The 26,402-nt window shown below is 41.6% G+C and carries 26 protein-coding genes; 13 read left to right on the top strand and 13 right to left on the bottom strand.

Translation table 11 applies throughout. The annotated features are described in order from the left end of the window. Positions 1–52 precede the first annotated feature (52 nt). Positions 53–700 (bottom strand): histidine phosphatase family protein, encoded by a 648-nt coding sequence (locus tag ACWATR_RS12945; RefSeq protein ID WP_460332754.1) that lies wholly within the window; start codon positions 698–700, stop codon positions 53–55. A 322-nt stretch (positions 701–1,022) separates the two neighbouring features. Further along, positions 1,023–1,754: an ABC transporter ATP-binding protein gene (locus tag ACWATR_RS12940; protein WP_460332752.1), complete on the bottom strand. Its 732-nt coding sequence runs from the start codon at positions 1,752–1,754 to the stop codon at positions 1,023–1,025. Positions 1,755–1,932: 178 nt separating this feature from the next. On the opposite strand from ACWATR_RS12940, the gene ACWATR_RS12935 reads away from it, so the two are divergent. After that, positions 1,933–2,796, top strand: a complete 864-nt coding sequence (locus tag ACWATR_RS12935; protein WP_460332750.1) for an Rpn family recombination-promoting nuclease/putative transposase — start codon at positions 1,933–1,935, stop codon at positions 2,794–2,796. Between the two features lie 2 nt (positions 2,797–2,798). Here the strand turns inward: ACWATR_RS12935 and ACWATR_RS12930 are convergent, their stop codons facing one another. The 7 genes from ACWATR_RS12930 to ACWATR_RS12900 all read right to left on the bottom strand — a co-directional run bounded on the left by ACWATR_RS12930 (position 2,799) and on the right by ACWATR_RS12900 (position 8,734). After that, the gene (locus ACWATR_RS12930; protein ID WP_460332748.1) at positions 2,799–3,590 is read right to left on the bottom strand and encodes an ABC transporter ATP-binding protein; all 792 of its coding nucleotides are present in this window, start codon (positions 3,588–3,590) and stop codon (positions 2,799–2,801) included. Between the two features lie 24 nt (positions 3,591–3,614). Then, the gene (locus ACWATR_RS12925; protein ID WP_460332746.1) at positions 3,615–4,538 is read right to left on the bottom strand and encodes a branched-chain amino acid ABC transporter permease; all 924 of its coding nucleotides are present in this window, start codon (positions 4,536–4,538) and stop codon (positions 3,615–3,617) included. A 53-nt stretch (positions 4,539–4,591) separates the two neighbouring features. Beyond that, the gene (locus ACWATR_RS12920; RefSeq protein WP_460332744.1) at positions 4,592–5,194 is read right to left on the bottom strand and encodes a Uma2 family endonuclease; all 603 of its coding nucleotides are present in this window, start codon (positions 5,192–5,194) and stop codon (positions 4,592–4,594) included. Positions 5,195–5,208: 14 nt separating this feature from the next. Next, the gene (locus ACWATR_RS12915) at positions 5,209–6,159 is read right to left on the bottom strand and encodes a branched-chain amino acid ABC transporter permease (RefSeq protein ID WP_420760346.1); all 951 of its coding nucleotides are present in this window, start codon (positions 6,157–6,159) and stop codon (positions 5,209–5,211) included. A 7-nt stretch (positions 6,160–6,166) separates the two neighbouring features. Beyond that, complete coding sequence (locus tag ACWATR_RS12910; protein WP_460332742.1) at positions 6,167–7,423, bottom strand: ABC transporter substrate-binding protein; 1,257 nt, start codon at positions 7,421–7,423, stop codon at positions 6,167–6,169. A 260-nt stretch (positions 7,424–7,683) separates the two neighbouring features. After that, entirely contained in the window at positions 7,684–8,010 is a 327-nt protein-coding gene (locus tag ACWATR_RS12905; protein WP_460332740.1) for a DUF6464 family protein, read from the bottom strand. Between the two features lie 238 nt (positions 8,011–8,248). After that, a complete protein-coding gene (locus ACWATR_RS12900) occupies positions 8,249–8,734 on the bottom strand; it encodes a hypothetical protein (RefSeq protein WP_460332738.1) in 486 nt (161 codons plus the stop codon). Between the two features lie 142 nt (positions 8,735–8,876). On the opposite strand from ACWATR_RS12900, the gene ACWATR_RS12895 reads away from it, so the two are divergent. After that, positions 8,877–9,347: a GNAT family N-acetyltransferase gene (locus ACWATR_RS12895; RefSeq protein ID WP_460340382.1), complete on the top strand. Its 471-nt coding sequence runs from the start codon at positions 8,877–8,879 to the stop codon at positions 9,345–9,347. Positions 9,348–9,672: 325 nt separating this feature from the next. Here ACWATR_RS12895 and ACWATR_RS12890 read toward each other — a convergent pair whose 3' ends face one another. From ACWATR_RS12890 to ACWATR_RS12880, 3 genes are all read right to left on the bottom strand, one after another. Continuing rightward, positions 9,673–10,803 (bottom strand): CO2 hydration protein, encoded by a 1,131-nt coding sequence (locus tag ACWATR_RS12890; protein ID WP_460332736.1) that lies wholly within the window; start codon positions 10,801–10,803, stop codon positions 9,673–9,675. 140 nt (positions 10,804–10,943) lie between these two features. Continuing rightward, positions 10,944–12,449 (bottom strand): NADH-quinone oxidoreductase subunit M, encoded by a 1,506-nt coding sequence (locus tag ACWATR_RS12885; RefSeq protein WP_460332734.1) that lies wholly within the window; start codon positions 12,447–12,449, stop codon positions 10,944–10,946. A 96-nt stretch (positions 12,450–12,545) separates the two neighbouring features. Beyond that, positions 12,546–14,402 (bottom strand): NAD(P)H-quinone oxidoreductase subunit F, encoded by a 1,857-nt coding sequence (locus ACWATR_RS12880; RefSeq protein ID WP_069071089.1) that lies wholly within the window; start codon positions 14,400–14,402, stop codon positions 12,546–12,548. Positions 14,403–15,058: 656 nt separating this feature from the next. Between ACWATR_RS12880 and ACWATR_RS12875 the strand changes: the two genes are divergently transcribed. From ACWATR_RS12875 to psb34 (ACWATR_RS12830), 10 genes are all read left to right on the top strand, one after another. Then, positions 15,059–15,367, top strand: coding sequence for a carbon dioxide-concentrating mechanism protein CcmK (locus ACWATR_RS12875; RefSeq protein ID WP_012410633.1), 309 nt, complete (start codon positions 15,059–15,061; stop codon positions 15,365–15,367). Between the two features lie 92 nt (positions 15,368–15,459). Next, a complete protein-coding gene (locus tag ACWATR_RS12870; RefSeq protein WP_010995041.1) occupies positions 15,460–15,804 on the top strand; it encodes a carbon dioxide-concentrating mechanism protein CcmK in 345 nt (114 codons plus the stop codon). A 6-nt stretch (positions 15,805–15,810) separates the two neighbouring features. Beyond that, positions 15,811–16,113 (top strand): EutN/CcmL family microcompartment protein, encoded by a 303-nt coding sequence (locus tag ACWATR_RS12865; protein ID WP_069071088.1) that lies wholly within the window; start codon positions 15,811–15,813, stop codon positions 16,111–16,113. A gap of 113 nt (positions 16,114–16,226) precedes the next feature. Then, positions 16,227–18,233, top strand: coding sequence for a ribulose bisphosphate carboxylase small subunit (locus tag ACWATR_RS12860; RefSeq protein WP_460332731.1), 2,007 nt, complete (start codon positions 16,227–16,229; stop codon positions 18,231–18,233). Between the two features lie 228 nt (positions 18,234–18,461). Then, positions 18,462–19,244 (top strand): LbetaH domain-containing protein, encoded by a 783-nt coding sequence (locus ACWATR_RS12855; RefSeq protein WP_460332730.1) that lies wholly within the window; start codon positions 18,462–18,464, stop codon positions 19,242–19,244. A gap of 47 nt (positions 19,245–19,291) precedes the next feature. Further along, the gene (locus ACWATR_RS12850; RefSeq protein WP_460332728.1) at positions 19,292–20,080 is read left to right on the top strand and encodes a BMC domain-containing protein; all 789 of its coding nucleotides are present in this window, start codon (positions 19,292–19,294) and stop codon (positions 20,078–20,080) included. 245 nt (positions 20,081–20,325) lie between these two features. Further along, positions 20,326–21,267 (top strand): LysR substrate-binding domain-containing protein, encoded by a 942-nt coding sequence (locus ACWATR_RS12845; protein WP_460332726.1) that lies wholly within the window; start codon positions 20,326–20,328, stop codon positions 21,265–21,267. Between the two features lie 128 nt (positions 21,268–21,395). Then, positions 21,396–23,027 (top strand): mucoidy inhibitor MuiA family protein, encoded by a 1,632-nt coding sequence (locus ACWATR_RS12840; protein ID WP_460332724.1) that lies wholly within the window; start codon positions 21,396–21,398, stop codon positions 23,025–23,027. Positions 23,028–23,425: 398 nt separating this feature from the next. Continuing rightward, entirely contained in the window at positions 23,426–23,596 is a 171-nt protein-coding gene (gene psb34 / locus ACWATR_RS12835) for a photosystem II assembly protein Psb34 (RefSeq protein WP_460332722.1), read from the top strand. A 229-nt stretch (positions 23,597–23,825) separates the two neighbouring features. Next, positions 23,826–23,996, top strand: a complete 171-nt coding sequence (gene psb34 / locus ACWATR_RS12830; protein ID WP_460332722.1) for a photosystem II assembly protein Psb34 — start codon at positions 23,826–23,828, stop codon at positions 23,994–23,996. A 798-nt stretch (positions 23,997–24,794) separates the two neighbouring features. On the opposite strand, the gene ACWATR_RS12825 is transcribed toward psb34 (ACWATR_RS12830), so the two are convergent. Beyond that, a complete protein-coding gene (locus tag ACWATR_RS12825) occupies positions 24,795–25,355 on the bottom strand; it encodes an EF-hand domain-containing protein (protein ID WP_460332720.1) in 561 nt (186 codons plus the stop codon). Between the two features lie 218 nt (positions 25,356–25,573). Between ACWATR_RS12825 and ACWATR_RS12820 the strand changes: the two genes are divergently transcribed. Continuing rightward, positions 25,574–26,356, top strand: a complete 783-nt coding sequence (locus ACWATR_RS12820; protein ID WP_460332718.1) for a COP23 domain-containing protein — start codon at positions 25,574–25,576, stop codon at positions 26,354–26,356. The last annotated feature ends 46 nt before the right edge of the window (positions 26,357–26,402 follow it).

The raw sequence follows: 26,402 nt of genomic DNA, 5'->3' as shown, positions 1-26,402 counted from the left end.
TAGGATATACCCAACCTAGCAGAAGCTATGAACACAAATCCCGATTAGAGATTTAAGCAAATCGAATCACTTCTTCTATGTGGGTTAAATGGGAAGTATCTCCCTTTAGTTCTAATAACCATTCTGGATCTTCGCGTACCACTTTTACCAAGGAACATAAAGAAGCCTTCACTTCTGTTTTAGCAATTTCCCCCACTAGCCCCATTGCCCCGCCCAACACAGATGCACCATGTGCCACTAGCAGGATATCCTCTGGGAAGAACTCAGTAGCTAAACATCTGGCAGTTTGCCCAGAACGTTCTCGCACTTTTTCGTGAGTTTCAGGGTATTTGGCAGCGATGCGCGAAGTATAGCTAGTGTCAATTCTGGGAAATAATTTTGCTAAGGCTGGAGTTGAGAGTTTTTCGGGTTCTTCTGTCATCCAAACTGGGTTTAGCCATTCACTCAAACCTGTTTCCAATTTGATCGGCAAATTGAGCAATTCTGCAACTGCGTTTGCCGTTTGTACGGTTCGCAGGAAAGGAGAAGCGAAAATATGACCAATATTTTCTTTTTTCAAACGTTTAGCTAACTGCTGTGCCTGCACCATACCATCATCAGACAATGGCGGATCGTAGCGTCGTTCAGCGGTGATAAACCAATCGGGGTTTACGAAATCGAGGCGGTTAGCGTGTCTTGCTATCCAGACTATTTGACTCATAGGTTTAATTATTCCGGTGAATAGAATTCGCCGCTAAACAAATATATAGATATCTGCAAGGAGGGCTTGTAAATATTAATATATGACAAAAATTGTAATAATATTTAATAATACTAATGATTAGGAAAAGTTATAAGTGGCGTCAGTGTAGTTTTATTTATAGCAATTGGCTATAGCAATCCTGAATCAAACGCACAGAATAAACTCTCCTGCACAGAGTCCGAATGGTCTAGAGAGATCAGATACTTTTACCGCGTTTTATTTCATCAGACACTAATCCAGTTCATAAGAATTTTATTGGATTATTACTCTACTATAATCATCACCCTAAATAAGCTTTTTTAACTCGCTCATCATTAATCAATTCTGATGCCGCGCCTGTTAAAGTTATAGAACCAGCTTCTAAAACATAACCGCGATCAGCAATTTGTAATGCGAGATTAGCGTTTTGTTCAACTAACAGAATAGTCACCCCTGTAGCCCGGAGATTTTCAATAATTGAGAAGATTTCCCGGACGATCGCAGGTGCTAAACCTAAGCTAGGCTCGTCTAAAAGTAAGAGTTGTGGTTTACTCATTACAGCCCGTGCGATCGCTAACATTTGTTGTTCACCACCGCTGAGGGTTCCTGCTAGTTGATTGCGTCTTTGTGACAAGCGGGGAAATAGCTCAAATTGGCGCTGAATATCTGCTTTTATCTCAGCTTGATTAGAGCGAATATAAGCACCCAAAAGCAAATTATCAAATACTGTTTGCCGCGTTAATACTCTCCGTCCTTCAGGGCAATGGGCGATACCAAGTTGTACAACTTCGTGAGTTTGGCGGCGGGTAATATTATGTCCATTATAAATAATTACGCCACTTTTAGGATTAACTACTTTAGATATAGCGCGGAGTGTAGTAGTTTTACCAGCACCATTAGCACCAATTAAAGTAACTACCTCGCCTTTTTGAATAATTAAATTAATCTTTTTCAGAGCTTGGATGCCGCCATAATTAACGTCAAGTTCTTGAATTTCTAAAATTGTATAGTTTGGTTTACTATCGGATTTCATCGGCGGTTTACATCCAGAAATGTTGATTCAAAACCTAACATACATCAATCCTACATTTCTTAAAACAGTGCGTAGGCTTACCCCATCGTAGACATTGCTTCATCTTAAAAACCAACGCCAGAATACTGCAATCTTTATGATGTACCATTAATTACTGAATAAAGATATCAAGCGTCTTGTGGCAAAAGCAGCAGATATTGGTAGCAAACGACTAATTAATTTAGCTCCCGATGCATGGGTACAGTGGGTTAAACAGCGTCCTGAAGTCGTGGCGAAAGAAATTCTTGGTTCTGAGTTTCAGTGGATTAGCCGCGAAACGGATGTGTTGGTGAAGGCATACAGTCCCACTCACGGAGATTTTCTAGTACTAAATGAACTACAGTTGCGTTACACAGCACAGATGCCTCTACGGATGAGAGCATATACTGCTTTGGCACAAGAACGCTATCGATTGCCAACTTACCCAGTACTGGTTAACATTTTACCGCCCCCATCCACCTTAACGATTGTCAGTAGTTACGAGCAGGAATTTTTGGGATTACGTGCCATCCAAGATTATCGCGTGATTAATTTGTGGGAAATCGATGCTGAAATAGTGTTTCAGCAACCATTACCATCGTTGTTACCCTTTGTGCCAATCCTGCAAGGAGGGGGAGAAGTATCAGTTGTGCAACGCGCATTACAGGCGCTAAGAGCAGATGTACAGTTGAACCAATTAGAATCATTGCTGGCATTTTTTGCTAGCTTTGTCTTAGACACGCCTTTAGTGCAACAAATCATGAGGTGGGATATGGCAGTATTGCGAGAATCGCCTTGGTATCAGGAAATTGAGCAAAGAGGTATTCAGCTAGGTATTCAGCAAGGCGTTCAACAGGGTGCGCGACAGCAGTTAATCCGAGTATTGCGACGACGCTTTGGTGAAATTCCTCAAGAGGTAGAAGCAAGGCTTGAGAGTGAAAGTGTGGAACAATTAGAAACTTTAATGGATAGCGCGATCGCTGTGAGTTCTTTAGACGAATTCGTGCAAGTTTTGTCTAGATAAATTCAATCATTTCCCAAATAAGCTTCAATTACAGCCGGATCATTTCTGACTACAGATGGTTCACCCAATGCAATCAATTGACCAAAATCCAATACCGCAATGCGATCGCACAAACCCATAACTAAGGGTACATGGTGTTCTATAAGGATGATCGTCAAATTGAAGCGATCGCGCAGGCTACGGATAAATTCACTCAATTGCTGCTTTTCGTTGGGGTTCATCCCCGCCGCCGGTTCATCGAGAAGTAAGATTTGTGGCTTTAATGCTAAAGCACGGGCAATTTCCAGGCGCCGCTGATCACCGTAGGCAAAGTTTTTAGCTTTTTCGTCAGCGCGATCGCTTAATCCTACCAAATCTAATAAATCTAAAGCTTTCTGCTTAGTCTTCAATTCTTCACGAGGCGCTGGTGGTAATCCCAAAACACCTGTAATCATATTACTTTTGGTGTGTAAATGTCGGGCGATTATCACATTTTCTAACGCCGATAACTCCCCAAACAAGCGGATATTTTGGAATGTACGGGCGATACCTAAAGCAGCAATTTGATGAGGACGCAGTTGAGAAATTTCTGCACCTTGATAAATTAATTTACCGCTAGAAGGTGGAATGAAAGCAGTAATCAAATTAAATAGTGTTGTTTTGCCAGCACCATTAGGGCCAATCAGTCCAAAAATCTCATGTTTATTTACACTAAAAGATACATTATTTACCGCCACTAAACCACCAAATCGGCGAGTTAATGCTCTTGCTTCTAAGACAATACTGCTGTTAGCTTCTGAAATACTGTATGACATTTTTGCATATTATTTACAAATGGTTCACTTTTGGCTTTTACGTCTTTTAAAAATATCTGGAGTAATTAGCCCTTGGGGGAAAAAGATTGTACCTATTACTATTAGTAAGCCAAAAATAATTAATCTCCCATCTCGTAAAAATTGTGCTAGCCAAGTAGGCAAACCACCAGTATCAGCGAGACTTCGCAGAATTTCTGGTAAGGCTGTAAATACCATACCTCCGACTACCGGCCCTAAAAAACTTCTCGAACCACCAATCAAAACAAAAGTTAAATATATAATACTGGCATCAAAAGTACCTTGACGAGCATTCCAGGTATTAAGGAAGTGGGCACTAATTGCACCTACAACCCCTGCAAGCATAGCCCCTAATGTAAACGCCAAAACTTTGTAATAAGTGGGATCTATTCCCATTGCACCCGCAGCTAATTCATCTTCACGGATAGCGATAAAAGCCCTTCCTACACGGATACGTTCTAAACGATAAAGTAGCACCATACTAATTAATAGTAATGGCAAAGCAATCCATAAATATTCAAGTTGTGTTTGGAAAGGTTGAGGAATGCCAAAAATTCCAACAGCACCGCCTGTAATATCTAGATTGAGGGAGATGACGCGCAGAACTTCCACAAAAGCGATAGTTGCAATCGCTAAATAAATTCCTCGCAACCTCAATGCTGGAATTCCCACCACTACACCCAGTAAACCAGAAATTATCGCAGCAATTAACATCTCCAATAACAACAACGGAATCGGAAATAAACTACTGCTAGATGTCAAAACTTTTGTGGATAAAATTGCTGCAATATACCCACCTAAAGCATAAAATCCTGGACTAGCTAAAGACAATTGCCCTGTCATTAGCGGTAAGTAAAGTGATAACCCTAGTAACGCCCCCAATACCATAGAGACAATTAGAGAAGCGTAAGTAGCGAAGAAATCAGCCATTTTATTTAATATATTTTGATTAAGCTTAATCAAATTATCGCTTTTATCAACTCTTAAGCTGTTAATATTTGCTCTGCTGTCAGTGCCAGTTCAGGAAAAGTTCGTGACACAATTCGTTCTGAACCTCTAAAGTGTGTGCATTGGTATTTACCCTCATCATCTAATAGAAAAACAAACACAGCCGGAACTTTTGGATTTCCTAAATACTCTCTTAGTCCAATTGCCAAATAATCTACAATCCAATATTCTTTAATACCTAAGCGTTGATATTCATCTAATTTATCAATATAGTCATCTTCCCAATTAGTTGATGTCACTTCTACAGCTAATTGGATAGGTTCTTCAAGTGCAGCATAAGCAGAACGATTTGAGCGCCATTGATCTTTATCTATGACACTTACATCGGGCTTGCGCCCTTGCTCTATGCCATTAGCGGTTATAGTTTTAAATACTGCTGTGTTTTTTACTACGTAATTAAGATTTAGACGTTTAATTTCATCTTTGAAAGAGTCAGCCGTAAAGTCAGCGACATCATCATGATTTCTGGTTGCATGCACTTCTAAAATTTCTCCATCTACAAGTTCATATAAACCTTCCTCTGGACACTGTTCTAAAAATTGATCAAAAGTTAGTTTTTGTTTGGTGTATGTTTTCATAACGCTACGTCTCTTTAAACTTTCTGAATAAATCGCCGTCCTAGCAAACCTTGGGGTCTAACTAATAGCATGATAAACAAAATTCCAAAGGCTACTGCGTCTTTATAACCAGAGAATTCAGCAGGGACAAACGCCTCCACTAATCCAATTACCAAACCTCCCACCACAGCACCGGGAATACTACCTAAACCACCTAAAACAATTACCGCTAAACCCCGTAAACCAAAAGCAATACCGAAATATGGCCCTGCAATACTAACACTAGAGGCGACTAAAGTTCCTGCTAATCCTGCTAAAAAACTGCTGATGAAGAATGTTAGAATGATAAAGCGATCGCTATTAATTCCTAACAAACTAGCTGTAGTTGGATCTTCTGCGATCGCTTGCATTGCCTTACCATATTTAGTCCGATTGATAAAATAGGTAAGAATTGCCACAATCACCACTGACACAGTAAAAATTACTACCTGAACACTGCGAATCGGAATTGGGTTTTCTGGACTACCAAAGTTAATCGCAGGTGGCAAATTACCGTAAGTATTGGCTGGGTATGTGTAACTTTCTGCGCCTACTAAATATTGAATTAAATTCACAATTACCACTGCTACCCCCAAGCTGGAAACAACAGTTAGTAAAGGATCAGATCCTTGACGGCGCAGAGGTTGAAAAGCAACCCGTTCCATCACTACCCCTACTAATCCCGCCAAGGTACTTCCTAAAATCAAGGCTATAGCAAATGGTAATTGTATCGGCAAGGCTGCATTAGCTAACAAGCCATTAAATCCAAAACTGCCACCCATGAGTGCATAAGTGAAATATGCACCCAAGGTAAAAATCGCGCCATGAGCTAAATTAATGATGCCCAAAATGGAATAAACCAAGGTATATCCTAAGGCAAAAATTGCATAGACGCTGCCAATGGATAACCCATTTAATAATTGCTGCAAAAACAGATTGATATTCATGTAGCAACTATTTTAGAAATGTGAATTTACCTTTGCTTCCGTCTTTTTCCATCTTTATTTGGGCTACATAGAAATCTTTTTGCACAACTTCACCTATGGGAGTAAAACCAATTTCACCTAACGGTGTATTGTATATTCCGCTAAGTATCTGTTTGTTTAATTCTGTCCGCAATTCTGGTAGCTGTAATTTGTTAACTTTGCTCTTTTTATCTAAAGCTTGGAGTGCTTCGACATAAACCTGCACTGCTGCAAAAGCTTGGGCACTAAATTGGGGTGGTTCTTTTTTGTATTCGTCAGTATAGGCTTTCCGAAACGCCGCGTTAACTTCACCTGGATGTTCTGGACTGTAGGCTTGAGCAATCAAAACACCATCACAAAGTGCCTTACAAACTGGCAATATATTCGATGTATTTAAACCATTTCCACCGACAATTAAACCTTTGTAACCAAGTTCTCGCAACTGTCGGACTAAGTTACCACCATCAGCAGCCAAACCAGAAATAATCACCAAATCTGGTTTGAGATTAATGGCATTGGTAGCTTGGCTTTGAAAATCTGTATCACTGGTTTGGAATTTTTGTACTGTTACTAATTCCAATCCTTGATCCTTAACTGTTTGTTGAAAAATTTCCGTTTCCGACTTGCTAAATGCATCATTTTGAGCATAGAAAACTGCAACTTTTTTAACTTGGGAGTTCTGCTTAAGTGCAGCTTTCACCGAATTAGGCGCGACAACGGAAACTGGTGCAGAAACACGAGCAATGTAATCACCAATTTCGGGAATATTGTTAGCCGTATTTGATGGCCCAATAACTGGTACTTTTGCACGTTCGGCAATAGGGTCAGCACTAAAAGCTTGCTGTGACAAAGTTGGGCCCACAATTCCAATAACTTTATCTTTGTTAATTAAAGTTTGAAAAGCGTTGATTGTCCCTGCTTCATCACCGCTAGTATCTTGAAACACTAATTTAATTGGTGTCCCATTGACACCACCTTTACTATTAAAATACTTTTCGGCAAGTTTGGCTCCAGCAACTTGCTCTTGACCTAGTAATGCCACATTGCTAGTTTGGGCAACAGCAATACCTATAGGAATAGCACCCGACAATGTACCCGTTGTCGCTGCGGTATCGGTTGCAGTGTTATTTGTGGTACTATTTGGAGAATTTGTCACAGCTACAGGGCCACCGCCGCCGCCACAGCCTGCTAATAGCAAAGCACAAGTTGATAATAATGCTGTTGTTCGAGCGATCGCGTTGTTCATCGTTAAATAGTCATGTAGTTATTAGATATTCTGCAAAAGCCAATACTAAAGTTCATAATCTGCAAAGAAAATTACGCAGATTTCCACTTTTGCACGAATTATATTAAATCATTCTTATTTGACCATGCAAAGACAAATATTCAAAGTGTTTGTAAATACAAATTATTATAAATAGGAATAATATTATCATTCCCCGCTTCTATTTGGGAATGTGCTGTAAATTTGCTTTGTCAGTTCAGTTAAGTACTAAGTAAGGACTCTTAAGCCCTTTTTTCACTATCAGCTAATCCTTTGGGTTCGTAGTGACGACAACCATTACAGGGGCCTTCGGGATTCACAGCACAACGCATGTAGCCAGATCGGGCATTAAATTTGCAGCTGATATCGCCAATCAGATAACCTACCCCTTCTAAATAATAGCGATCGCTTTCAACTGGTGTAAGGTTTTGCCGTCGCTGCACTGCTGGAAAATTCATGGCTGCTTGTCTGAGCCGTAGGCGCGATCGCGCATGGGTTTTGCGGATCACCCACAGGGAAATCAGGGACGGTAAAAAACCAACGGCAATCACTAAAAGTGTCTTTAACACCTTCTTTTTACCTCTTTTGTGCGCTGATTGATTTTCCCTGATGTTACACTCTGGTTTTACGGAAGTGCAAATCTTAGGGCAGTTTTGCCTCATTGCAACCAAATATGGTTGCAATTAGCAATGGCAGTATGGTGTGCAATTTTGAGAAAGAAGTTTCTTCTGCCACTTCAATCAGCATAACTGTTACAACCTCAAGGGTGAAATGCCGTTGAATGTTGATAATTTTAAGATTTGTTGACTAATACCTTTTGAACAAGCGTTTTGTGTGATTTCCACTCTTGTTTTTTCTGTGTCGCTGCGATGCTAATCTTTTTTTGGTTTGCTGACGAAGTTGCTGTGCTAGCAGTGCGGCTTCCCTTTCGGCTCGGAATAAATCAACTCTTCGCGTTGTCAGAATAAATGATTTGTCAGGCTTTCGTTTCACCCAAGGGACGCTAACTGCGAAATACTGACAAATATTTTTGCACGACTCCTTCTTCAATAATGGGAAACCTTTTTGAGTATTTAGTGTGTTAGCGATCGCTTTCAACTCCAATATCGCTGCTTCTAACTCTCCTGCCATTTGATTGATGCGTTCGACTTGTGTGATCAAACGCTCCTGTTCACTGATGATTTTTTCCTCTTGGGGTCGCAGTGGCACTATAGCAGTAGTTACAGATGTAGGCTGCAATAGCGAAACTTTCAGCAAAATGGGCTTTTTGTCCGTATCTTGGATTTTTTTCATACTACCTCAAGCAAGGCTAGCTGACTTGTAAGGCATTTTAGCAGTATTTTAGTACAAATGTACTAAGTAAAAATATATTTACCTTGAACATCAGTGGCCGCAAGGTGCTGTATCCTCTGAAATGCCTTTAATCACATTACTTATGAGATTGAGAAAATACGAAATAGCTGATACGGAAGAAATGATGAAATTGTTCTATGACACTGTTCATGAAGTAAATATTCACGATTACACAGCAGAACAAGTAGATGCTTGGGCACCAGCAAAGATGGATATTGAAGTTTGGATTAAAAGTTTAGAAAGTAAGTTTACTTATCTAGCAGAAGAAGATGACAAAATTATTGGTTTTGGAGAATTAGAGACTAATGGTCATATTGACCGTTTTTATTGTCATAAAGATTTTCAAAGAAAAGGTGTTGGTAAGAAAATCTTAGAACAGATTGAATTAAAAGCGAAGTCTTTAGGGGTTGAAAAGTTATTTACAGAAGTCAGTATTACAGCTAAACCTTTTTTTGAAAGGCAAGGATTTATTGTTATAAAAAAGCAAGAGGTAGAGCGTAGAGGACAAAAGTTTATAAACTTTGTCATGGAAAAACATATCAAAGCAGGATAATAATCTGTTGAATACTAGCGAAACAATCAATCTTAAACTTAAGACTATAGCGGTTCCCAATTGCATGGAATACAGACCTAACCCCCAGTCCCTTCCCTTCCCTTGAAGGGGAGTAAGACTCAAAGCCTCTCTCCTGGTAGGAGAGAGGTTTGGAGAGAGGTCAAAAGTGTACTGCACCCAAGTGAGAACCGCTATAGTTACAGCACAATCCCAACAAGGTGCAAGCACTACGCATCACGATGCTAGATACTAAGAAACTATACTCAAACCCCAAAGATTGAGCAGCCTTTACTTTTATCGGAATGTAATTAAAATCTTTTTTTATCTATTTATTCACATCCAGTAGACGCGAAGTTTCTAACCTACTCATCCACTTCTCTAAATAAACTCGATTACCTTTTACTTCATCTGGATCTTTAGTATCCAAAGGATAAGGCATTAGTCCCAAAATCGTTGCTGTGGTCACACAAAACATCGATTTTTGGAAACTTATGCAAATTTGGACTCGCAAATCATCTTCACCTCGAAGACTGCGACGATAAATTTCGTGCAAATACTCTGGAAGATAATGACGCATATCCTGCATCAGCAAGGTGGGAGGAATACCCGCGCCGCCGATGGGCAAAGGATCAGCATACAATGCGCCATATTGAAATCGAGTTTGATCTGGGGGAATTTGATATCCTTGGGCATTGTATGAAACTGTGCCGTGGAAAGGAGTTCCTCGGAAGAATACTGCTTCTACATAAGGTATTGCTGTATCTGCTAAGAAGGTCAAACCAACACTTTTGGGAATGATTTCATAGACCTTACCTCTAATTTTGACGGCGTAGGTAATTGGGTTTGATGCATTTGCCACTAACCCTGCTTTAATGTGTTCTACAACTTCGGGAATCGATTTGATTTTGCCTTGGTCGTAAAGGTCTGATAAGCTAAGAAAGATATCAGCCATTACTCGCCAGAATTGGCCTAAACCTGTGTAGTAAGCAGAGACGCGCAAATGTTCTGTTAAGAAATCTGGAAATAGTTGGTTGATACCCGGAATGAAGGGATTATTTTTAAATTTTGCGGCAATAACAGCTTGCGCTCTTTCTTTAAATTCATTTGTATCTAGATACGTATCTAGTCCACCGCCACCGTGCCACATCATGCCTTTCATGCAATACTCGGCATATTCAAAGTTAATTCGATCATGCCACCAGTGACGGAGTAATTTCTGAAAAGAAACCTCTCCATTAAAGTATTTAAAAAATGGGAAAAATACTAAAAACTGATGCTCGGCAATATAGTTAAGATTTTTTGAGTAGGCATCTAAAACTACGCCATAGCTTTTAAGAATACCAACAACTTCTAGCACATTTTCGGGACTATCAGGGAGTAATGCTTCTCCTGTTTGCAGACGTTCAATATACTCAGCTAAGGGATTGTGAGGAGCTTTCTTTTTAGTAATTACCATTGCTATCTATCCAAAAAGTTTAGGGATTGGTTACTGGGTACGGGGGATTGAGTATTGGGTATTGGTTGCTGGGGATTGGGTATTGGGTATTATGTATTCAAAAAAAATCTTCCCTAGCGCTAATTCCCAGTCCCCAATCCTTAATCCCCAGTCCCCATTACTTTATCCAAGGACACTGCTACTACTACGTTTTGGGTATTTACCATTGCTGTAATCGTTGGTTCAGTCCAGCGGACTAACCAACCAGGTTGAATGCCGAAAATCACGATCAATATAGCTAAAATTGCAGGTGGGATGCGATCGCTCCAATACACACGCGGTAAGTTGGTAACCTGTGCAGACAGGCGTCCAAAAAAGGCGCGGTTGACAAGAATTAAGAAGTAAACTGCTGTTAAACCAGTACCAAGCATACATAGCAATGTTTGCACTGGGAAAACTGGAAAACTTCCCCGATAAACTATAAATTCCGAGATAAAGCCTAGCATTCCCGGTATACCAGCGCTGGCCATGACTCCGACAATCATCAAGCTACCGATTACTGGCATACCCCGTTCTGGGTTCAGCAATCCTTGAATTACGTCTAAATCACGGCTTCCGGCTTTTTTATACACAACCCCTACTAGCAAAAACAGCATTGCAGAAATCAAGCCGTGGCTAATCATTTGCATTACAGCACCCAACACACTTAAAGGTGTAGCCGCCGCCGCCGCTAAAAGCACATAACCCATGTGTCCAATGGAACTGTATGCCACCATTTTTTTCATATCGGTTTGAGCGATCGCGCAGGATGAACCATACAGCACACTTACCACTGCCCAAGTCGCCAACCAAGGCGCCAGATAATTCCAAGCTTCTGGCAATAAGTTCATCCCAAATCGCAGTAAGCCATAAGTTCCTAACTTCAACAGCACCCCAGCCAACAGCACTGAAATCGGTGTAGAAGCTTCAACGTGAGCATCTGGCAACCAAGTATGGAAGGGAACTAAGGGAATTTTAATCCCGAAACCTATCAAAATGCCCGCTAGCAGTAAAAGCTGTGTCGCAAGAGGTAAAGTTGTCGGGTTTAAGGTTGCTAATGCAAAGCTAGAGGAACCACTCAGCCAAACCATGCCGAGGAAACTTGCTAAAATCAGGATTCCCGAAACGGCTGTATAAATGAGAAATTTTGTAGCAGCATAACCCCGCTTGGCACCACCCCAAATAGCTATTAACAAATACAGCGGAATTAGTTCTAATTCGTAAAATAGGAAAAATAGCAGTAAATCCTGTGCCAAAAAGGCTCCAGTCACCCCAGCGCTTAATAATAGTATCAAAGAGTAATAAAATTTAGGACGCTGTAGGGATTCATCGCTGCTGTAAATGGCAATGGAAGTTAACAATCCATTTAAAACCAGCAATGGCAAAGACAAACCATCTATCCCAAGGTTATAATTCAAACCTAAAGCATCTACCCAAGGGATAGATTCAGCAAACTGTTGAGTAATTTCCCCTGGATGAAACTGAATTGCTAGTACGATTGTCCATAAGAAAGCGATACTAGCAAAGACCAAAGCCACCCCACGGGCGAATTTCCCATTGATGCCAGAGGGCGAGAAACCAATTAAAGCTGCACCGATTAACGGCACTAGAATTAAAACACTAAGCATAAGTAGGTATGGAATGGGGGATGGGGAACTGGGGAATGGGAAAAAACTCTTACCCAATCACAAATGACTAATGACCAATGACCAATGACAATATCTTTAAAAAGGTAATTTATCTAGTAAACCCAATGACCAGCTGATGAAAAAACCCAGGACGCTGACAACTGCTAGGATGGTCAACATATAGCCCTGAGATTGCCCAGAAATGCTGTACTTTAAAGTTTGTCCGCTAAAAATGGTCGCAAACCCAACCAAGTTTACGAAACCGTCAACTAAGTAGCGATCGCTCCAAGCAGAGATTTTAGATAGCAGTGCTACTACACTTACCACGGTTACAAGATAAACTCGGTCAATATAAAAATCATAACCTAACAAGTCTTGCAGAAATCTCCACGCCAATATTCTCGATCTTGACCAAGCTTTGTGCAGATAAACTGTACACCCTACACCTACACCCACCACGGTAGACGCAAACAAAGCTAACACCACATACCAATTAATACTTTCCCAATCGGGTAGTAAGTACCATTGCTGTAGCATCAGAGGTAAAAGCAGAGTCAGCACTGTCAGAATCACCATTGGCAAGGCCATCTGCCAACCAACTTCTGGCGTGCGACGGGTTTTTTGTTGCGGTTTACCCCAGAACACTAATCTAAAGACTCTGGTCAAATTCAATGCTGTCAAACCATTGACTAATACTAAAACCCCAATTACCCAAGGGCTAATATTCACGAAACCGTCAGCCCATGCTAACATTGCCCAGAAACTTCCCAATGGTAGCAGTGTTACCATCCCCGCTGAACCTACTACAAAGGCTGTGGTGGTGGCTGGCATCCGTGACCACAGACCGCCCATTTCTGTTAAGTCTTGGCTTTGGGTAGTCAAGATGACTGAACCGGAACTCATGAATAATAATGCTTTGGCGATCGCATGAGTTAACAGCAACATCAAGGCTACACCCCCTTGCTGTAACCCCACCGCCAAAAACACTAACCCCATGTATGCACTGGTGGAATGAGATAGCGATCGCTTAATGTCAATTTGAGCTATGGATACTAATGTGGCCCCAATCGCCGTCACCGTGCCCATAACTACCAAGGCATTTAAGGCAACTGGCGATAGTGCTAACAATGGTTGAAATCTATACAGTAAATAAGCACCACCAGCTACTACCAGCGAGTTCCGCATTACCGAGGCTGGGTTAGGCCCTTCCATTGCCTCATCTAACCACAGGTGCAATGGAAATTGGGCACATTTACCAGCAGGCCCAGCAATTAATGCCAACCCTAGCAATGTCGATGTCATTGGACTTAAATTAGCTGTTTGCGCCCACTCATATAAATCCGAAAAGTTCAAACTCCCGGCTAAGGTGGAAAGTGTCACTACAGCCATCAGCAGCAACAAGTCTCCCACCCGTTTAGTCCAAAACGCATCTCGCGCCGCTGTCACTACTAGTGGTTGAGCATACCAGAACCCCACCAGCAAATAAGTCGAAAGCGTCAGAAGTTCCAAAAGCGCATAGCTGAGAAACAAAGAATCACTGATTGCTAGACCACTCAGCGCCGCTTCAAAAAATCCCAGCAGTGCAAAAAAACGCGCTAACGACCAGTCCTTTTCCATGTAACCCAGAGCGTAAACTTGCGCCAGTAGACTTAACCCTGTAATTAAAACTGTTGCTCCAATACTGACTGGCGATAGTTCTAAGGCAAAAGATAAGTCTAAATCCGCAGCTTTGAACCAATTGATTAGTAAGTTTACTGGTTCTCTATCCCAAATACTTTTAAATACAAACAGGCTATGGACAAAAGCTAAAACGGTCGTCAACAAATTGAAGTATGCCGCAGGTCTTGGCCCGGTTCGCTGAATTATTCCTATTCCCCACGGCAAGGTCAAAATTGCACCCAATAAGCTATAAAAAGGCACAAACCAACTTGTTGAAAATAGAAATTGATCCATTTAAATTTTCCTTGACGACTCAGCTTTGATTTTAAAAAAATTTCAACCGATTATTTATTTATTAAAATAAATCTACCAAAAGCCCGATGTTTTTTTACTATTTTTTAAACTAAATTCCCAGGAGTAATTTTACTTAACGTTACCCTATTAAATATAAGCAAAATATAACTTTACATAAGCAAAAGCATTTACTTCCCTTAACATCACTGACCCTTTTAGATTTGTATTTCTACTTTAAGCAAAGTACTTTATACGATATATTTGAAAAAATTATCTATTTTTCACCTAGTCCTTGTACATACAGTAATTTTTGAGGAAAGATAGATGCAGCAAAAGACGCAGCCTATGCTTACCCTTTGCCAGATAGGATTAGCCTTGGTTATGAATGCCGTTTTGGAAATGTGATAAAGAAATTATAAAGCATAAGTGCCTGCTCTAGGAATCAGTGAACTTTAATTGCCCAGAAGCACAGATAAATTTTTGTTAAGTTTTTTAAAACTTTCTTATCATAAACTATTATAGTGATTTATATTGCCAGGGACGCCAAGCTTTCCTATGCTTAATTTGGAAGTGTTTTCTTAGCTCTAAGATAAGCTCTCCCCGTCAAAAATTTCAAACAACAGTACTGATTAGATTCATTTTGTAGGAGTTCTGCGATGCCAATTGCAGTTGGGATGATTGAAACGAAGGGCTTTCCAGCAGTAGTAGAAGCTGCTGATGCGATGGTGAAAGCCGCCCGTGTCACTTTAGTAGGCTATGAAAAAATTGGTAGCGCTCGTGTCACAGTGATAGTTAGGGGAGATGTATCGGAAGTTCAAGCTTCTGTAGCAGCTGGGGTTGAAGCGGCGAAAAGAGTCTTTGGTGGTGAAGTGTTATCCACTCATATCATTGCTCGTCCTCACGAAAACCTGGAGTACGTCTTGCCGATACGTTACACAGAAGCGGTAGAACAATTCCGTACTTAAAAGCTGTTTAAACAAAGTAATTAACGCTCTTTGCCTGAAAAGAGCATCACTTTTGTCCAAGGCTAAAAACTTTCAAATAGGGATTAAAACTAATGTCAATTGCAGTGGGAATGGTTGAAACGCTAGGCTTTCCAGCAGTGGTGGAAGCTGCTGATGCAATGGTGAAAGCTGCCCGCGTCACCTTAGTAGGTTATGAAAAAATTGGTAGTGGTCGAGTGACAGTCATTGTCCGTGGTGACGTTTCAGAAGTGCAAGCTTCTGTGGCCGCAGGAGTTGAATCTGTAAAGCGAGTTAATGGCGGACAAGTGCTGTCTACTCACATCATTGCTCGTCCTCACGAAAACTTGGAATACGTCCTCCCAATTCGTTATACAGAAGACGTAGAGCAGTTCCGGGAAAATGTGAATGCAATTCGCCCTTTCGGTAGAAGACCGTAATTTGTAATGCAAGTTGCCAAAGTTCGCGGCACAGTAGTTAGCACCCAAAAAGATCCAAGTCTCAGAGGTGTGAAACTACTGTTGTTACAATTAGTGGATGAAGATGGAAACATCCTGCCACAATACGAGGTAGCAGCAGATAGTGTGGGAGCAGGAGTAGATGAGTGGGTACTTGTCAGTCGTGGTAGTGCTGCTCGTCAAGTTACTGGAAATGAACAACGTCCATTAGATGCAGTGGTAGTGGCGATCATAGATACCATTTACGTTGAAGATCGCCTGATTTACAGCAAAAAAGATCAATATCAATAGTCATTGGTCATTAGTCATTGGTCATTAGTCATTAGTCATTAGCTCTCGACAAAGGACAAATGACAACTGACAAATGACAACTGAACAAATGACAATACAGGAGGAATCTCGCGATGGCAGTCCGCAGCACGGCGGCACCCCCAACCCCGTGGTCAAGGAATTTAGCTGAACCCAAAATCCATGAAACTGCCTTTGTACATTCATTCTCTAATCTGATTGGGGATGTACGAATAGGTGCAAATGTAATCGTTGCTCCGGGGACTACGATTAGAGCGGATGAAGGCACACCTTTTTATCTGGGTGAAAACACCAATATTCAAGATGGTGTTGTCATTCATGGGTTGGAGCAAGGCCGAGTAATTGGCGATGACCAAAATAAATACTCAGTATGGATTGGTAAAAACGCTTGCATTACCCACATGGCTCTAATTCACGGGCCAGCTTATGTAGGTGATAATTCCTTCATTGGCTTTCGCTCTACGGTGTTTAATGCCAGGGTGGGTGCAGGTTGCATCGTGATGATGCACGCTTTAATTCAAGACGTAGAGATTCCCCCTGGTAAATATATACCTTCGGGAGCGATAATTACCAGCCAGCAGCAAGCTGACCGCTTGCCGGATGTGCAAGATCAGGATAAGGAATTTGCTCATCATGTGGTTGGAATTAATCAGGCATTACGAGCTGGTTATCTCTGTGCTGCGGATAGCAAATGTATAGCACCCATTCGGGATGAGAACGCTAAATCTTATACAGGTAATGGTATTACTGTTTTAGAGTTGGAAAGGAGTAGTGAAGTGTCGAGCAATAGCTTGGGTGCAGAAACAATAGATCAGTTGCGGTATCTATTGGGGCAAGGGTATAAAATTGGTACGGAACATGTAGATCAAAGACGCTTCCGCACTGGTTCTTGGACTAGTTGTCAGCCAATCGAACCGAGATCCATCGGTGAAGCGATCGCAGCATTAGAAAGCTGTCTAAATGACCATAGCGGCGAGTATGTCCGACTGTTTGGCATTGATAAAGATAGACGGCGTGTGCTAGAAGCCATCATCCAACGTCCTGATGATGATGCAAAACCAGCAACCAGCTTTAAAGCGCCGAATAGCAGTCATAGCAATGGCAGCTACAGCAGCAGTAATGGTAACGGTAACGGTTCTAGCAGTGGCAAAGTCAGTGGCGAAACTCTAGAACAAATCCGCCACTTGTTGGCAGGTGGTTACAAAATCGGTATGGAACACGTAGATGAACGTCGTTTCCGCACTGGTTCCTGGACTAGTTGCAAGCCAATTGAAGCAACTTCCACAAATCAAGTCATCTCCGCCTTAGAAGAATGTATAGCCAGCCATCAAGGCGAGTATGTGCGTTTAATCGGTATTGACACCAAAGCCAAACGGCGCGTACTAGAGACCATTATCCAACGTCCAAATGGTCAAGTAGCTTCCTCTGGTAGTCAGAAATCATTTACTACGAGTGCAGCACCCTCTGGTACGGGAACAGCTAGCAGTAACCGTTTGAGTTCTGAAGTAGTAGACCAACTCCGGCATTTATTGGCTGGCGGCTCAAAAATTAGCATTGAGCATGTAGATCAACGGCGGTTCCGTACAGGTTCCTGGACTAGTACCGGTCAAATTCAAGCCTCCTCAGAAAGAGAAGCGATCGCAGCCGTAGAAAGACAGCTCGGTGAATACGAAGGGGAATATGTACGCTTAATTGGTATTGACCCTAAAGCCAAACGGCGGGTATTAGAGACTATTATCCAACGTCCAAATGATCAAGTAGCCTCTTCTGGCAGTCAAAGTCAAAAATCATTTACTAGCAGTACACCTTCTGCTACTGTAACAGCAACAGCTACCAGTACGCGCTTGAGTACAGAAGTAGTAGGCCAACTCCGGCAATTATTGGCTAGCGGCTCAAAAATTAGCATTGAGCATGTAGACCAACGGCGGTTCCGTACAGGTTCCTGGACTAGTACTGGTCAAATTCAAGCCTCCTCAGAAAGAGAAGCGATCGCAGCCGTAGAAAGACAACTCGGCGAATATCCAGGGGAATATGTGCGCTTAATTGGTGTTGACCCCAAAGCCAAGCGTCGGGTATTAGAAACGATTATTCAACGACCATAGTAGGGAATAGGGAATAGGGAATAGGGAATAGAGAATAGGGAATAGGGAATTTTAATATCCACCACTCACCACTCCCTAATAGTAGGGACTAGGGAATTTTAATATTCACCATTTACCATTCACCATTCACTACTCCCCATTCCCCATTCACCATTCCCCATTCACCATTCACCATTCACCATTCACCATTCACCATTCCCCACTCCGGCTTCCGAGGTTAAAATTTCCATGTCTGTGCCGCCACTGCGCCTCAGCAATAACTTTGATTCTTACATTAGTGGTGAGGTGACTATTCATCCAAGCGCGGTACTTGCACCTGGGGTGATCCTCCAAGCGGCTGTAAACAGCAAGATCATCATTGGGCCGGGGGTCTGTATTGGCATGGGAGCAATTCTCCAAGTCCATGAAGGAACCCTAGAGGTAGAAGCAGGCGCAAACCTGGGAGCCGGGTTTTTGATGGTTGGCAAGGGCAAAATTGGAGCAAATGCTTGCATTGGTTCAGCAACAACAGTTTTTAACTATTCGGTTGAAGCTGGAGAAGTAGTACCACCGGGTTCAATTCTAGGAGACACCAGTCGGCAAATAACTCAAACAAAGCAACTAGAACCATCTACAAATAACCCAGCTTCTACAAATACATCACCGCAGCAGGAAGAAGAAAATGGCTTAGGGGGAGTTAAGGAAAAGGTAGTTTCCTCAACTAACTTCTCAGCCTCGGCTTTTGTAGATTTCAAACAAAACAAGTCGATTTCTTACTTTAAATCTCCCGCCACTCCAGAAAGCTCATCTCCTCCGGTGGCAGAACCGATCAATGATGCTGACTCCACTTTGGAAGAAGCCGCCCAAACGTCTACAGAACATAACTCAGACCCCAGTCAGCCAAGCACAGAATCCCCTAACGGTTTCGGGACTCAAATTTATGGACAAGGGAGTATAAGCAGACTGTTGACTACATTGTTTCCTCATAGACAATCATTGAACGACCCAAACTCTGACAATCAGTCCGAGTAAGTGTTAATTGTAAGTTGTCGGCTTTTTCCGTATTTTGGAGAATTGACATGGAAACATATAATCAACGGCCTATTCGTACCATCCAGGGAGCAAGTAGTCAAGAAACCTTTCAGGATACTGCTTTGGGTTTAGTTTCTACCCGCAGCTTTCCAGCGATCGTTGGTACAGCGGATATGATGCTTAAGTCAGCGGGAGTTCACCTCATTGGGTATGAAAAAACTGGTAGTGGTCATTGTACCGCGATCGTCCGGGGTGGAATTGCTGACGTGCGTCTGGCGGTAGAATCTGGTGTGCAAACGGCTGAACAGTTTGGTCAGTTAGTTTCTAGTTTGGTGATTCCCCGACCTTATCCCAACCTAGATATAGTACTTCCCATCACAACCCGTTTTACTAAATTGATGGAGGAGGGCAATTACAGCCGTTTGAGTAATCAAGCAATTGGTTTGGTAGAAACGCGAGGATTTCCAGCGATGGTAGGAGCTTGTGATGCCATGCTCAAAGCTGCTGATGTTCATTTAGCAGCCTATGAAAAAATTGGTGCGGGTTTGTGTACAGCCATTATTCGTGGTTCTGTAGCAAATGTGGCAGTAGCAGTGGAAGCGGGAATGTTTGAGGCCGAACGCATTGGGGAATTAAATGCAGTCATGGTAATTCCTCGACCCCTCGACGAAATGGAGCTAACCTTGCCATTAGCAAGATGTTGGATAGAAGAACGCGAACCGTTAAACTTACCAGTGAATATTAAAGAACAAGTTGCCGAAATCGAGGTACTAAGATTACCAGATTTAACCAAGCTACCTACAAAAGTTCAAGAAGAATTATGGAATGATGAATGATGATAGATGAATTTTGAAAAACCATCATTCAACATTCATCGTTTAGATGGAAGGCATCTTACGCTTTTGCTGTTCTGATAATAGCTTCTTCAATCCATAAGTAGAATACTTTTGTTTTAATATAAATAATAGAGTTTTATCTATAATAAAACTCGTAACTTTCTGTGAGCATTGCTATATCATTTGCCAGTGTTCAGCAATACTAGTTATATATCTATTAATCGTTATATACAGGAGAATCACACTTGAACCAAGCGACGCTGCACCAGTTAAAGGTGTTCGAGGCGGCGGCACGGCACAGTAGCTTTACTCGTGCTGCGGAGGAATTGTTTCTCACCCAACCTACCGTTTCTATGCAGATCAAGCAACTCACAAAATCGGTAGGTTTGCCATTATTTGAGCAAGTGGGGAAGCGATTGTATTTGACGGAAGCAGGACGGGAATTATTTGCCACTTGTCGGCAGATTTTTGACAATATAGCCCAGTATGAAATGAAAGTGGCAGATTTAAAAGGGCTAAAACAGGGACAATTACGCTTGGCAGTAATTACAACAGCAAAATACTTTATTCCACGTTTGTTAGGGCCCTTTTGCGAACTCTATCCAGGGATTGATATCTCGCTGCAAGTAACAAATCACGAACAAATTTTAGAACGAATGAGTCAAAATCTGGATGACTTATATATTATGAGTCAAATTCCAGACAATCTCGATGTGACTTGTGAACCATTTTTAGAAAATCCTTTGATAGTCTTTGCTCCGACTAATCATCCGTTATCCAAGGAAAAAAATATTCCTATACAACGCTTATCTAACGAACCTTTTATTATGCGGGAACCTGGTTCAGGAACTCGCCGCGCCGTTCAAAAGCTATTTGAAGAAGAAGGGGTAACGGTAAAAGTCAAGCTAGAATTGGGAAGTAATGAAGCAATTAAACAAGCGATCGCAGGTGGTTTAGGTATTTCTGTTTTATCTCGTCATACCTTACTGTCAGACACTTCAGAGTTTAACATTTTAGATGTACAACACTTCCCCATTCAGCGACATTGGTACATGGTTTACCCATCTGGCAAGCAGCTATCTATCGTTGCTCGTGCTTATTATGAGTATCTACTAGCTGCGGCAAAGAATTTTGTCGAGCAAAATACTGATAATGCTTCTAATGCTCTTGAACCAATTCACGGCTAAAATAATTCGTAATTTGTAATTACGAATTACGAATTACGAATTACAAATTACCTAAAAGGGTTGACTGTTAGACCAGTAAACATTGACAATTAACCAGCAGAATCATTAAAAATGGGGGAAAACTAGTAGTGGTTAACCCGGAAATACCATCTTGGCGCAAAACAGTACAAAGCGAGATTGTAGCTGTTACCGTGTATGCTGACAGAGCATTAGTTACACGGCGGGGTGTAGTTGATTTAACAGGAATTGAACAGGAATTAGTAATTACCCCAATGCCAATGACTCTAGAAACTGAGTCTGTCAGGGTTAGCGGTACTGGTACGGTAGGGGTGCGCTTGGTGGGAGTTAGTAGCGATCGCATCTACACTACTGAACCTGTAGCGGAGCGAGTCGCAAATTTGACAAGGCAAATCCAGCAATTAGAAGCAGAAAAACGCCACCTGCAAGCTCAGGTAGATGCTTTAGCATTGCAATCTAGTTTTATCGCTGGCTTACGTGAAAAAACAGAAGAACCCTTTTCACAGAGTTTGTCTCGGAAAAATCTCAGCCTTAGCGAAACTTTGGATTTTTTGAACTTTCTCGGAAGCCAGTATAGTGAATATGCGATCGCATCTGGAGAGTGCAAAACCCAACAGCAGGAATTAGACAAACAACTGCAAGCACTCCACACCTCATTGCAAAAAATTCAAACGCCCCATCCAAAAGAGAGTTTTAACTTAGTTGTAGCAGTTGAAGTAGCGGGTGAAGGAAAATTTGAATTAGAGGTATCCTACATAGTAAATCGCGCTAGTTGGAATCCGCTTTATGACTTACGCTTTAGCACTACTAGCGATATTGTACATCTGGGTTACCTTGCAGAAATCACTCAAAGCACTGGCGAAGATTGGATTGGTGCAAATCTCACCCTTTCTACCGCTAAACCGGGATTAGGTACACTCCCACCCAAACTTGAACCCTGGTATATTGATGCACCACGTCCACAACTGTTACAACGACACCGATTTACTGCCCAACCACCACTGCTACCTACCATAGCAGAACCACCTGCTTCTGCTGCCAGAGCGGATTGGCAAGAACAAGATGAAGTTGCACAAGATAGTCTTATCCCAGCAGAAACCGTTACAGCAGAAGTATCCAAAGAAGGGAGTGTAGTTACCTTTAAATTGAATAGTGGTGGTAACATTCCCAGTGATGGCGCACCCCATAAAACTACGATTTTTAATGACGATTATCCTTGTAGCTTCGATTATGTAGCAATGCCACGCTTGGTAAGCTTTGCTTATCTACAAGCGAACGTGAAAAATAATCCCAACGGTGCGACTTTGTTACCGGGTAAAGCGAGTATTTTCCGCGACAACGTTTTTGTCGGCACTACTGGGTTGGAGAATATTGCACCAGGACAAGAATTCAAACTGAACTTAGGAATTGACGAAGGTTTAAAAATTGAGCGCGACTTAGTTGAACGTCTGGTAGATAAAAGATTAATTAGTAACCAGCGCCGGATTACTTATAGTTATCGGTTGATAATTACTAACTTACTAGAGAAAGAAGTAAATCTGAAACTAACTGAACAATTGCCAGTTAGCCGCAACGAGCAAATTAAAGTGCGTCTCAGTCGTAGTAACCCACAAATTCAACTTGGTGAAATGGGGATTTTAGAATGGCAGTTAACTCTTCCACCCCAAGAGCGACGAGAGATATATTACCAGTTTAATGTTGAACATCCGCCTGACTTAATGGTAGTCGGGTTAGATATCTAGGGAATCCCAAAAAATAAATTCTGCAATATTTAGTCAGTACGCTTGGGTTTTTTATAGCAATCTAGCTAAAAAAACTACGTAGACGCGTAGCAACGAGTTAAGAGGCATGTTAATAAATTGTCGGTTAAAGGGGAAAGGGGAAAGGGGAAAGAAAAAACCTTTCCCCTTTCCCCTTTAACCTTTTCCCCAAACCCAATTCCGAGTTAAAAATCCAAAACCCGATCAGTATTGAGAAGCATCCCGCTTTCACTGGCTGGAACTGCTTCGCCAAAATCTGCGATCGCTCATAAGTCAGTTTTATGCCTACCATCAGTCTTTGTTTGTCAAGTCCTATTGACGATTTGTAACAAACTTGTTATATTTGTTTACATAAGATAACAAAACAAAGAAAAAAAACCATGTATACCACCACTAACGAAGACGGCATTCTCAACAACTACGCAGCAGAACCCAAGATGTACTACGCTGAGTACCCAGCAATTTGGGAGCAACGTAAATACGTTTTACAGGGTCTTTTTGCAACTTTAATCGTCACCACTTTAGTTTTGGTTAGTTTTACTGTTAGCTAAGATTTTTGATTTCGGTATCGCTGTATCTCATTGTCATTCATACTTCTCTCTGTAACCCCGGTTAGTTTCGCCGGGGTTTTTTGTGTTTTACGTATCCCAAACGGCAGTGGTATGCTGATAAGTCAGCTTTATGTCTCCCATCAGTCTTTATTTGTCAAGTCCTATTGACGATTTGTAACAAACTTGTTATATTTGTTTACATAAGATAACAAAACAAAGAAAAAAAACCATGTATACCACCACTAACGAAGACGGCATTCTCAACAACTACGCAGCAGAACCCAAGATGTACTACGCTGAGTACCCAGCAATTTGGGAACAACGTAAATACGTTTTACAGGGTCTTTTTGCAACTTTAATTGTCACCACTTTAGTTTTGGTTAGTTTTACCGTTAGCTAAGATTTTTGATTTCGGTATCGCTGTATCTCATCGTCATTCTCACTTCTCGACTTTACCCCGGCTAATTTAGCCGGGGTTTTTTGTGTTTTATACATCGCAAAAAGCGAGTGGGATATTGCGTTGTCAAATAACAGCGATCGCCTAACAACAAGCCACTGGTAAACTTTGAAAGAGGCAGGGGGCTTTTATTGTTTTACCTCAGTTGGGGATTTAAACCCCTCCTGAGAAAGCAGCCCCAAATTGAAAATTTGGAGTTCTTGTTTAAACCCAAGTCGTAGGGGTAAAGCACATTGCTCATTGGTGTCAACTTAACGCAAAAACTATGTCCCGCAAGGAACTTCAGTTCCAAGAATCATAGCGAAAGTCATCTTCAGATGACTAGATATCCCCAAAAATATTCAGTCTACTTCAGTAGACTTTAGCTATAGACTTCTTGCATAAGTCGGGAAAAGGGGAAGGTGGGGCCCCCTCTGGGGATAAGGGGCGGGGGGAAGGGGAAAAAGTTCTGTATTGCCCCCTTCCCCTTTAACCTTTACCCTTTTCCCCCTCTTGCAAAAAGTACTTTTGCAAGAGGTCTTATGAGCCAGAGAATTCATTCTCTGGCGGGTTATGAAGCCCGCAGCGAAGCTATTTCTAGCTTAAGTTGACACCAATGAGCATTGCGCTTTACCCCTACAGATGACCATCGAAGAACGATTAATAAAAGGCTGAAACGACCCATTTTCGTACATACCATGATTAAGTTGTACAGTGCGTAAGTCCTAGAGTAAATACTCATTACTCATTACTCATTACTCATTACTCCACAGAACCCCAAAACCAGTTGCCTACAGCACCCGGTTCCTTTTCAGTTAGAAATTCTCTCTTCGCAGAAACAAACTCTTTTTGAGAGAGGATGCCGTCCTTATCGATATCAAGCTTGGAGAAGACAAAAGCTGATTTTTCAGCATCTAGGTCAAACACACTGAAGAAGAGACGATGCTCTTGTTGTGATATGTGACCATCGCTGTCTAAATCAACAATGTCAAACAAAGTCTCTATTAAAGGGTCGTTATAATCTGGATTTGAAACCGCTTTCTCTATGCCCTGACAAAATTCTTCGGGACTTACCTTACCATCTCCATCCAAATCCGCTTTTGACCAAAAATTCTCCCAAATATGAAGCCACTTAAACAACAAATCTTTGTGAATCTCTGAACCAAGCTCTGCACTACGGATGTTGGCAAACCTCTCAGCAAAAATCTCAGCATCTTCTTTCCCAATGAAGCCTGAATTATCAGCATCCAGACAGTAAAAGTGATGCAGTAACTTTTTTCTATGATATTCGCTTAACAATGCTTTTCCCTTTTGCGTAACCAAACATACATTACCACAACAGTACGTAGTCGATAACCACAATCATAAGTACAGATTGAACCTGGATTTCTCACAAAGCCAGAAAAAATCGGGGTTACAAACTGCCAAAATGCAATTAGGAAATAAAAGTAAAAAAAATAGCGTTTTTGCTGAATCAAAAGCCAGAATTATTCGTCACTTAGACTATCAATTCCCTACTTACTTCTACTGGAGGATGATTTATGTCATCACAACTGATTCGGTTGATTTCTTTGGGTAGTATTGGCTTATCTTTGTGTCTGGGAAACTCGGCAGCGATCGCGCAATATGATTCTACTGGCGATGGTGTAGTAGTACCAACAATACCATCAGGTGGTACATCAGCACCCGTACCAATCGACACATCGACAGGCATACCACCTTCACCCTCAGCTGACGGTACAACTCGGTTTAGCTGTCAGACTTACAATGGACAGTATACTGTCATGTATCAGCCACAAAGTCAACCAGGACAATTCTTTCCTTGGGCGGCACCTGCGGCTTTGGGTGGTGGTTGGGACGCACAAAAGCGTTGTGCAGCGATCGCCAGTCGCTTAGAACTTTATCGCCCAGATGGCTTACAAGAACTCCAGACATCGGTAGAAAATAACGAAAATACTGTCTGCGTCACAACTGAAACGAACCCAAGCTGTAGAATTGTGCTGACAGTCCCCCGTGGGAAAGACCCTTTTGTTATTCGCAATAGCATTTTTCAAAACTTGACTATTGCTGATAGTGGACAGCAAACCATAGCTGTTAACACTTATGGCAATCGCAACAGTGGAAGCAACGAAATATATAATTTAGGACGCACACTTCTAGGTAGTGGCAATAATCGGGTTAGTTCATCTAGAAGTGGGATTAATTTGAAACCTTTCCTCGATCGCCAAGATGGTGGTACTGGAAATAATTTGCGGAGTGGAGTAGCAATTCGTCGTCAGTCTCAACCTAACGGTGCTCGTCTAAGTCCTGGTAAGTTCCGGTAAGGAAGAGTGGCTTTTAATACAAAATGACTTTCAAATAAAAAATATC

It is taken from the genome of Nostoc sp. UIC 10890 (assembly GCF_054786515.1).
The sequence above is the reverse complement of the archived record's forward strand: the minus strand, read 5'-3'. Positions and strand labels throughout refer to the sequence as shown.